Raw genomic sequence first — 8820 nt, forward strand, 5'->3', positions numbered from 1 at the left:
AACGGTCGCGGGCGCGGCCTGGGTCATCAATACTCTCCCGGTGCATGGTCACGCCTTGTTGGACGGGCGTGTTCGCCTGCGAGAAAGCACAGCCGACCGCGTGATGCAAACGGCTGTTTGGATGTAAGGGAACATCGATCAGTTAGGCCAGGTGACCTTAGGGGAGGTGCGGGACGGTCCCTGCCCCGTTCGCCCGGCGCGGCAGGCGGCGGCGCGAACACGCCCGCGCCGCCTCGCGCCCCAACGGGCCGCAAGGTGAAAACGGAAAGGGTCGCGGCGCGCCGGACATCGTCCGGAGAACTTTGATGGGGGTACCGTTTCGACAACGTCCGACGCGCCGCGCGACCGTCTCGATCATCAGCCTTCCGGCGGGCGGCGCTGTTGACGCCTTACCGAAAGCCGCGTCCACCGGTTTCCCGGCCTGGCGGCGGACGAAGCACGAGGGCCTAAGGCTCAAATCACCCGTGTTTGCCTTCGTCCCAGGCCGACGGCGGGCGGGTTTCCGCAGCGACGGAAAGCCCCGGACGCGGTCGGGTATCCGCCCCGACCCCAGCCCCGCTCGATCACCCCCGCCGCCGCACCGGTCGCTGGCCTTGCGCCCTTTCCACCGCGACGAGGTGGGATGAGCTTACGGGCGGTTTGAGCGCCTACGGGATGTGAGGCTGATAATTTTTCAGGGCGTTGAAGTTGTTGGGGTTTGCGGGGGCGTCACCGTTGATGGATCCAGCTGGATCCCCGTTCGGGGGCGCCCAGATCCTCCCCCGAAGGGGGAGGTGGCCCGGAGGGCCGGAGGGGGAAGTCGCAGAGCGTCAGCAAAACTTCCCCCTCCGTCGGCTTCGCCGACACCTCCCCCTCTGGGGGGAGGATCTGGAGAGGGCCGCTCCGCCAATCAGGCCGAGGGGATCAAACCCTAACCCGCCGACCCCAACGCCCGGGCGGCCGTCCAGCGCATGCGGTAGGCCATCATCGCCGTTTCGCCGAGCCGGTCGACCAGCCGCCAGTTGACCACGGCCCCGACCGGGGCCCCGACCACCGGCAGCATCTGGGCCAGCTTGGCCAGGTCGATATGGTCGCGATACTGCTGCTGGAAGGCCCGCCAGTCGAAGGCCGACAGGTCGGACGGCCGCTCGGCCCGACGCGCGTCCCAGTCGTCCATCTGTTCCAGGACCAGGGCCCGGTGCTCGGCGTCGGAAAAGGCCAGCTGAAAGATGTGCAGGATGTAGAGCCGCTCATCCAGCACTGCGGCGTCGTGGCCATAGAGGGCGGCGATCTCGAACAAGAGCTTGATCTTGAAGCTCATCAGCAGCGGAAAATCGGCGGCCGCCAGCATGAAGCCCCCGGCCCCGGCCACCCCGCCCTCGGCGGCGGCGGCCTTCTTCCAGCCGGCGATGGCGCTGAGCACCCGCGCCTCGCGCTCCTCCAGGCTGCGCTCGCGCAGCGGCCCGCCCGAGACGAAGTCGGCCCCGGTCAGGATGCTGCGGGTCAGGGTCTCCATGGCCGTGGTCACCGCCACGTGCACCTTCTCGGGGATGATCTCGTTGATCTTGCGCTGCACCGACCGCGCGGCCTGGTTCAGGGCCCCGCGAGGCTGGGTGATCCGGGCGCGCCAGGCGGCGAGGTCTTCGGCGGGTGTGGTCATGGGCGGAGTGATAGCAGGGGATCGGCAGGAGGGGGAGACGGGTGTGGGATCGTCCCCGCCGTGAAGACCCCCTCAGTCGCTCCGCGACAGCTCCCCCAAGGGGGAGCATCTGCCCGGCGCGGCGATTTCCAAATCCTCCCCCCTTGGGGGAGGTGGCCCGGAGGGCCGGAGGGGGTCTTTCTCCCGCCAAACTCGACCGCCGTCGGCTAAACTCCCCCCATGACCAACGCCCAAGCCCTGACCCTGGTCCGCGCCGCGCACACGGTGATCTATCTGGTGATGGCCGCCGCCAGCCTGGGGGTGCTCTATGCCGGGATCACCGGGGCCAGCGGCCCGTGGCTGGGGATCGCCGCCGGCCTGGTCGCCGTCGAGAGCGCGGTCTTCGTCGCCGCCGGCCTCAAATGCCCCCTCACCGCCCTGGCCGAGACATACGGCGCGACCAAGGACGGGGCCTACGACACCTTCCTGCCCGAGCGGCTCACCCGCTGGACCTTCGCGGCATTCGGACCGGTGATCGTGGTGGGGTTTGGGTTGTTGGCGGTGCGGTGGGGGTTAGGGAGGTTCTGAATGATAGCTACGGCATGGCCCTATGATGTCTTATGAGAAATAGTATTGCAGCGGCAGTTTGCTGAATTTGAAATGTTGCCAGGTGTTCAGGAACATTGCGGGGCTGCGATCCGGCACCATGTGCAGCAGATTTATTTCTAATAACGGGAACAGAACTCTCCAGAACGGTACGAATTCCCGTAAATTCGTTCTGAAGGTACGCCGGTATAAATCCTGCGGCATAGGCTGCATCGAGTAGTTTTTTTGCAGGATCCGTCGCAGAAATGACCCAACCTCTTTCCTGACCAATTACCTTTAAAGTGCTCTCAAATGCCTTGGCACATTCCGTTATGCAGGTTTCATAATCTGCCGCCCGAAATGCAGCGTGTGCGGCTCTAAATTCTCCGTTTACTGCATGGAATGCAATATCAGCGGTGATCTTCAGTGCCGGAACGATTGCCTCTTGGTGCAGGAATTCGGAATCGACCCGGATTATTTCACCTTGAACCAATTGATACCCAATTGCAGCCTCTTTTAAACGGGCATTAATTTCGGAAATTGGCTTCCGAGCCTCATAATTTCCCAATCCAAATCTATATCTGTCTTCTTCTATAGCAACAAATATTCGAGTCAAAATTTCAATTGAATCAAATACGTAATCTAAATCAGATTCCCCCATCATCCAATTAACAAATTCATCATATGCACAATTTTGATAACCAGCTAGACGAAATAACCCCTTTTCCTTAGCAATAATTTTGCATAATTCGATTATATATTTTCCGCCAACAGCATCATCGTTTTTTATGTCTGGTATATTTTCTTTTGCGACGGTTAATATTTGAACCCTAACCCTTTCCGGCATCTCGTCGTATTTGTATACGTCATCACCACTCTCGTGCGTCTGCCGCTTTCTACGTGAATAAAGCTGGGGCAAAGCCATAGGGCGGCACCTCGAAATGGAAACGTAACCATACCTTAGGGCGAGTGCTTCGAGTGCACAAACGAACTGTTCGTTGAGAAAATGACGCGAAATGGATCATTTCTGAAGAGTTGATCACACGCTGGACAGGACATCCATCCACACCCCGCCCTGCCTCATCCCCACCTTCCCCGCCCGCCCCACTCGCCCTGACCGCCGCCCCAGCCTATACCTGCGCCAACCGTAACCCCGCCGGACGCGCCCCGTTTGTCCCGACAGTTCCGCCTGCCGCTGCACAGCCCGCCGTCGTTCGCGCGCGCCGAGTTCACGGCGTCGCCGACCAATGCCGAGGCCGTGGCGGCGCTGGACGCCTGGCCGAGCTGGGCCGAGGGGCGGCTGGCCCTGGTCGGACCGGCGGCGACGGGCAAGACCCATCTGGCCCGCGACTGGGCCCAGAGGGTCGGGGCGGTGGTGGTCGAGGCCGGCCGGCCGGCCGACGCGCCGCTGGACCTGCCGGCCCTGCGCGGCCGGCCGCTGCTGGTCGAGGACGCCGACCGCCGCGCCGCCGACGGGCCGGTCGATGACGAGACCCTGTTTCACTTGATCAACATGGCCGGGGTCGACGGCGGAACCCTGCTGTTGACCGGCCGCCTGGCGCCGGTGGCCTGGGACTGCGCCCTGCCCGACCTGCGCTCGCGGCTCAACGCCCTGCCGGTGGCCCGCATCGAGGCCCCCGACGAGGCTGTGCTGGCGGCGGTGCTGCGGCGGGCCTTCGCCGCCCGGCTGATCCGTCCGGCCGACGACGTCTATGCCTATCTGCTGACCCGCCTGCCGCGCGGCGCCCCGAGGCCATCGCCGCCGTCGCCCGCCTCGACGAGGCCGCCTCGGAGGCCCGGGTCGAGGTCAGCCGGGCCCTGGCGGCGCGGGTGCTGGATTTCGGCGACGAGGACGAGGACTAGGGCCTCCGTCATCACCCGGTTTGTCAGGGTGGCCCAAGCCAGCCCGCTCGCGGCAAAAGCGTTGTCATCCCGGAAGCCTCGCAGAGGCTGTCCGGGACCCAGGGGCGACCGCAATGCGCCGGCCCCTGGGTCCCGGCGCTCCGCTGCGCTGCGGCCGGGATGACCCTGGGAAGGGGCGGGATCTTCCCTGGCTCGGCCCCGGCAACGCGGCCAGAGTGTCTTGCCCCCGTCACCCCCGGCGTTCACCATGCGAAAACCCTGTTCCGATAGAGCTTGACCATGCCTGACGCCGCCCCTGCCCTGCCCCTCGCCGCCAACGCCCCCGTCGTGACCTCGGGCGTGGTCGACGAAGAGCTGCTGGGCTCGCCGGAGCGGTTCTTCAACCGCGAACTGTCGTGGCTGGCCTTCAACCAGCGGGTGCTGGAGGAAAGCGCCAACCGCCGCCATCCGCTGCTGGAGCGGCTGCGCTTCCTGTCGATCAGCGCCAACAATCTCGACGAATTCTACATGGTCCGGGTGGCCGGCCTGAAGGGTCAGGTGCGCGAGGGCGTGCGGGTGGTCAGCCAGGACGGCCTGACTCCCGGCGAGCAGCTGCTGCGCATCAACGCCTCGGCCGCCGAGCTGATGGCCGAGCAGCAGGCGATCTGGCGCCAGGTGCGCACCGAGCTGTGGGACGAGGGGCTGAAGCTGCTCGACGCCAAGGACATCGAGGGCGACGACCGGGTGCGGGCCGAGGAGCTGTTCCTGACCCGGATGTTCCCGGTGCTGACCCCCCTGGCCATCGACCCGGCCCACCCGTTTCCGTTCATTCCCAATCTCGGCTTCTGCCTGGCCCTGAAGCTGCGGCGGATCAGCGACGACAAGCACCTCTACGCCTTGGTGCCGGTGCCCAGCCAGGTGCAGCGGTTCTGGGAACTGTCGGCCGGGCCGGCCAAGAGCCGCAAGCGCGAGCGGCGGATCGTGGCCCTGGAAAGCTTCATCATCCTGTTCCTGGGCCACCTGTTCCCCGGCTACGAGGTCGAGGGCCGCGGCCTGTTCCGCCTGATCCGCGACTCGGACCTGGAAATCGAGGAAGAGGCCGAGGACCTGGTGCGCGAGTTCGAGGCGCGGCTGAAGAAGCGTCGCCTGGGCCAGGTGGTGCGGGTCAAGATCCAGACCACCATGCCGCAGGACCTGCGCGACTTCATCATCGAGGGCCTGCGCGCCGAGCCCGACGACGTCATCCTGGTCGATGGCAAGCTGGGCCTGTCGCAGATGAGCGAGCTGATCCCGCCCGACCGGCCCGACCTGAAGTTCAAACCCTATAACGCCCGCTTCCCCGAGCGGGTGCGCGACCACGGCGGCGACTGTTTCGCGGCGATCCGCGAGAAGGACATCCTGGTCCACCACCCGTTCGAGAGCTTCGACGTGGTGGTGCAGTTCCTGCGCCAGGCGGCGCGCGATCCCAATGTGCTGGCCATCAAGCAGACCCTGTACCGCACCTCCAAGGACAGCCCGATCGTGGCGGCCCTGATCGAGGCGGCCGAGACCGGCAAGAACGTCACCGCCCTGGTCGAGATCAAGGCGCGCTTCGACGAAGAGAACAATCTGAAGTGGGCGCGCGATCTCGAGCGGGCCGGCGTGCACGTGGTGTTCGGCTTCGTCGACTGGAAGACCCACGCCAAGCTGTCGGTAGTGGTGCGTCGCGAGGGCGAGGCCCTGCGCACCTACTGCCATTTCGGCACCGGCAACTATCACCCGCAGACGGCGCGGGTTTATACCGATCTGTCGCTGTTCACCTGCGATCCGGCCCTGGGCCGCGACGGCGGCAAGCTGTTCAACTTCATCACCGGCTACGCCCAGCCGCATGGCCTGGAAAAGCTGTCCTTCTCGCCCGAGACCATGAAGCCCGACCTGCTGCGGCTGATCGGGTCGAGGCCGACAACGCCCGGGCCGGCAAGCCGGCCGGCATCTGGGCCAAGATGAACGCCGTGGTCGATCCGCAGATCATTGACGCCCTCTATGTGGCCAGCCAGGCCGGGGTCAGCATCGACCTGGTGGTGCGCGGCATCTGCTGCCTGAGGCCGGGGATCGTCGGCCTGTCGGAGAACATCCGCGTCAAGTCGATCGTCGGCCGCTTCCTGGAACATTCCCGCGTCGTGGCCTTCGCCAATGGGGCCGAGATGCCCAGCGCGCAGGCCCGGCTGTTCATCAGCTCGGCCGACTGGATGCCGCGCAACCTCGACCGCCGGGTCGAAAGCCTGGTGCCGGTCGAGAACCCGACGGTGCACCAGCAGATCCTCAACCAGATCATGGTCGCCAACCTCAATGACGAGGCCCAGAGCTGGAAACTGGACAGCGAGGGCGACTATGCCCGCGACCCGGCCTGGGCGGCCAAGGGCGCCTTCTCGGCCCATGAGTACTTCATGACCAATCCCAGCCTTTCGGGCCGGGGCCACAAGGTCAAGGACCTGCCGCGCGCCTTCGACCATGTGGGACCGCGCCGCAAGAAATGAGGCTCGGCGCCGGCGGGCGGGCCCTGTTGATCGTCCTGGCCGTCCAGCTGGCGGCGGCCTGCGCCCCGCCTCCGGCGGTTCAGGCTGATCTGTGCGCGATCCAGGCCCTGCCCAGCCGGCCGGCCAGGACAGCTTCGACGCGCCCCTGGCCCAGGTCCTGCGCCAGACCCTCGATCCGCGCGGCCAGAGCCGCGGACAGGCCTATGGGCCGGCCGTGGCCGCCGGTTCGGCCCTGTCGTGGTGGGGCCGCTGCCCCGTCCGGGCCGCCACGACCGAGATGATCCTGCTGGGTCCCGGCCCTACGCCATGACCAAGGGCGGCCCCCGCGGGCGCGGCGGCCAGACCGCCTTCGGCACCTGCTACCACCTCAAGGCCCATGGGCGCTGGCGCACCCTGGCCTGCCGGATCAATCCAGCGTCCTGAGCTCCGCTAGCGCGCCACGCCCTTCGCCCGCAGCACCGCCCCGGCGGTGCGCAGCAGGATCTGCAGGTCGAACAGCAAGGACTGGCGGCGCAGATACTCCGCGTCCAGGGTGGTCTTCTCGGCGATCGACAGCTCGTCGCGGCCATTGATCTGGGCCCAGCCGGTGACGCCGGGCCGCAGGGCCTCGATCCCGAGCGCCGTGCGCGCCGCGATCAGGTCATCCTGGTTGAACAGGGCCGGACGCGGTCCCACCAGGCTCATCTGACCAACCAGCACGCTCCATAGCTGCGGCAGCTCATCGAGGCTGGTGCGCCGGATCAGCCCGCCGATCGGGGTCAGCCAGCGGTCGGGATCCTCGAGCAGATGGGTGGCGACCTGCGGCGTGTCGATCCGCATGCTGCGAAACTTGGGCATGGAAAACAGCCGGTTGCCGCGCCCGACCCGTTGCGACCAATAGACGGCCGGCCCCGGCGAGGTGGCCCGCACCAGGACCGCCAGGACCAGCAGCGGGACCGCCAGCACCAGCAGGCCCAGGCCCGACGCCGCGACGTCGAACAATCGCTTCAGCAAGGAGCCGAGACCCCGCGCGCCGTCACGCCAGGTCGCCGGATGCCGCGTCGAGCAGCAGATAGGCGCGGCCGGCCTCGGACGACAGCAGGGCGGCCACCAGGAAGCCCTCGCGGTCCTGGGCCGACGCCTCCTCGATCATCGCCGCGTGGCGACGCAGGAAACGCTCGGCATTGGCCCTAAGGGTGGCGTCCGAGAACAGCCGCCGGACCAGGCGGCGAATGGCGGCCGGGGCCAGCTTCTTGACCACCTCGCGGGCCCCGGCCGCATCATGGGTCTGGATGGCGGCGGCGATCTCGTCGATGCGGCCGCGCGGCAGCAGGGCGGTGGGATCGATGCCCATGGCCAGGATCTCGCTGGCCAGCTTCTCGCCCAGGGCCGCGTCGCCCGGCGAGCTGTTTTCCATGCTCGACAGCAGCGAGCGCCACGACCAGGCCCGGCCGCCGGCTCGGCGGACTCGGCGGCGGGCGCGGCGGGACGACCGCCGGCGGCGTCGAAGATGGTCCGGAACTCTTCGTCGCTGGCGGTCGGGTCAGGCGCAGACGGGGGCGTGGGCCGGCCTCCTCGGTCGGCGCGTAGGGCTCGACCGGGGGCGGTTCGGGCGGCGCGGCGGGCGGCGGCGGCGGCGCGGCGGCGCGCGGCGGTCGGGCCACCGGGTGGCGGGGCGCGAGGCCTGGGCGGCCAGGGCCGGGGCGCTGGCGGCGCTCATGCCCATCATGGCCACAGCCTCGCTGAGCATGTCGTAGTTGCGGCGCACGCGCTCCTGGAAGGCCTGGTCGATGGCGGCGGTTTCCTCGGCCGTGCGGCGGGCCGAGGCCCGCAGGTCCTCGACGCCCCGCTCGATCTGGGCCTGCAGCTGCTCGGTCCGCTCCAGGGCCTCGGCGGGCATGCTGGCGGTGCGCTGGCTGACCTCGGCCAGCATGGCCTCCATCTCGGCGATGGTGCTGCGGGCCACCTGGAGGCTTTCGGCCAGCTTCTGGGCGGTGGCGGGCCCCGGCCTGTTCGACGACCTGGGCCGATTGCTCGATCAGGTCGCGGGCCTCGTCCATCCGCGATTCAAACACGGTATCGGCCTTCTGGCCGACCGCGAAGGCGATCTCGTTGAGCTGGTCGACGCGGCTGCGGGCCGCCTCGGCCCGTTGCTCGACGCCCTCGCCGGCCTTGTGGGCCGAGGCCGCCAAGGCCTCCATGGCGCGATGCAGGGCGGTTTCGATTTCGCTGCTGCTGGCCGCCGGCCGCGCTGGCTAGGGCGGCGATGGCGCTGGAGGT

The 8820-nt window shown here is 67.6% G+C and carries 8 protein-coding genes and 2 pseudogenes; 4 read left to right on the forward strand and 6 right to left on the reverse strand.

Annotation, left to right across the window (positions count from 1 at the left end; genetic code table 11):
* Positions 1 to 910: 910 nt before the first annotated feature.
* Complete coding sequence (locus CSW58_RS03910) at positions 911 to 1639, reverse strand: EcsC family protein (RefSeq protein ID WP_099446390.1); 729 nt, start codon at positions 1637 to 1639, stop codon at positions 911 to 913.
* Between the two features lie 219 nt (positions 1640 to 1858).
* On the opposite strand from CSW58_RS03910, the gene CSW58_RS03915 reads away from it, so the two are divergent.
* Positions 1859 to 2206 (forward strand): hypothetical protein, encoded by a 348-nt coding sequence (locus CSW58_RS03915; protein WP_099446391.1) that lies wholly within the window; start codon positions 1859 to 1861, stop codon positions 2204 to 2206.
* Between the two features lie 7 nt (positions 2207 to 2213).
* On the opposite strand, the gene CSW58_RS13660 is transcribed toward CSW58_RS03915, so the two are convergent.
* Together CSW58_RS13660 and CSW58_RS16035 are read right to left on the reverse strand one after the other, a co-directional pair.
* Positions 2214 to 3128 carry an STM4504/CBY_0614 family protein gene (locus CSW58_RS13660; protein WP_143755068.1) on the reverse strand — a complete coding sequence of 305 codons (915 nt, stop codon included), beginning with the start codon at positions 3126 to 3128 and terminating at the stop codon, positions 2214 to 2216.
* 992 nt (positions 3129 to 4120) lie between these two features.
* Positions 4121 to 4228 (reverse strand): annotated as a pseudogene (locus tag CSW58_RS16035) (hypothetical protein); the annotation flags it as partial.
* Positions 4229 to 4345: 117 nt separating this feature from the next.
* On the opposite strand from CSW58_RS16035, the pseudogene CSW58_RS03925 reads away from it, so the two are divergent.
* Positions 4346 to 6561: pseudogene (locus tag CSW58_RS03925) on the forward strand (RNA degradosome polyphosphate kinase).
* Between the two features lie 91 nt (positions 6562 to 6652).
* Complete coding sequence (locus CSW58_RS14765) at positions 6653 to 6871, forward strand: hypothetical protein (RefSeq protein WP_236627636.1); 219 nt, start codon at positions 6653 to 6655, stop codon at positions 6869 to 6871.
* A 119-nt stretch (positions 6872 to 6990) separates the two neighbouring features.
* Here the strand turns inward: CSW58_RS14765 and CSW58_RS03935 are convergent, their stop codons facing one another.
* The 3 genes from CSW58_RS03935 to CSW58_RS15895 form a co-directional block, all read right to left on the reverse strand.
* Positions 6991 to 7551 (reverse strand): sugar transferase, encoded by a 561-nt coding sequence (locus tag CSW58_RS03935; RefSeq protein WP_099446392.1) that lies wholly within the window; start codon positions 7549 to 7551, stop codon positions 6991 to 6993.
* 25 nt (positions 7552 to 7576) lie between these two features.
* Complete coding sequence (locus CSW58_RS15890) at positions 7577 to 7957, reverse strand: hypothetical protein (RefSeq protein ID WP_201721559.1); 381 nt, start codon at positions 7955 to 7957, stop codon at positions 7577 to 7579.
* 126 nt (positions 7958 to 8083) lie between these two features.
* Positions 8084 to 8506 (reverse strand): hypothetical protein, encoded by a 423-nt coding sequence (locus tag CSW58_RS15895; protein ID WP_201721560.1) that lies wholly within the window; start codon positions 8504 to 8506, stop codon positions 8084 to 8086.
* Here CSW58_RS15895 and CSW58_RS15900 point away from each other — a divergent pair.
* On the forward strand, positions 8493 to 8820 hold a 328-nt coding region (locus CSW58_RS15900; RefSeq protein WP_201721561.1), incomplete at its 3' end, for a hypothetical protein. The genes CSW58_RS15895 and CSW58_RS15900 overlap by 14 nt on opposite strands.

Source organism: Caulobacter sp. B11 (assembly GCF_002737765.1).
Lineage (GTDB): Bacteria > Pseudomonadota > Alphaproteobacteria > Caulobacterales > Caulobacteraceae > Caulobacter.